The 504-nt window shown below is 40.3% G+C and carries 1 protein-coding gene; it reads left to right on the top strand.

Annotated features, from left to right (window positions below; translation table 11 throughout):
* The coding region (locus ACH0AB_RS11980) for an IS1 family transposase (protein WP_406878289.1) at positions 1–504 on the top strand (504 nt) is incomplete at both ends.

Genomic DNA, 504 nt, shown 5'->3' with positions numbered 1-504 from the left:
GAAGACACAAATTACAATCAGATGCCCAAGCTGTCTTGGCTTTAGTATAAAGAAAAACGGCTGGAAAATCTATGGCAAGCAGAACTACCAATGCAAAGACTGTCATCGACAATTCATTCATGAGACGGAGCTAAGTTACCAAGGCTGTAAAAGCGATATTGATGACAAGATACGTTTAATGCTAGTTCGAGGCTGTAGCATTGCTGATATCGTTGTCATCGAGAAAGTCAGCAAATACAAGGTATTAAGCGTTTTGGTCAATTCAAACCATGATATAAAACCCAAACAACGCTATTATCTAAAACTGCAAGTGGATGAGTTTTGGACGTATGTAGGGCATAAGAAGAACAAGGTATGGCTTGTTTATGCCTATGACCCAGAAACAAGTGAGATTGTCGCTTTCATATGGGGCAAACGCAACTTAAAGACAGCCAAACAGCTACGAGCCAAGCTTGATGAATTAGGTGTTGATTTTGGCTATGTCTGCTGTGATAACTGGGATAG

Origin of the sequence: Moraxella sp. 179-F 1C4 NHS (assembly GCF_045370505.1) — a bacterium.
GTDB lineage: Bacteria > Pseudomonadota > Gammaproteobacteria > Pseudomonadales > Moraxellaceae > Faucicola > Faucicola tetraodonis.
Note: the sequence above shows the minus strand (reverse complement) of the source record. Positions and strands in the feature narration are given on the sequence as shown.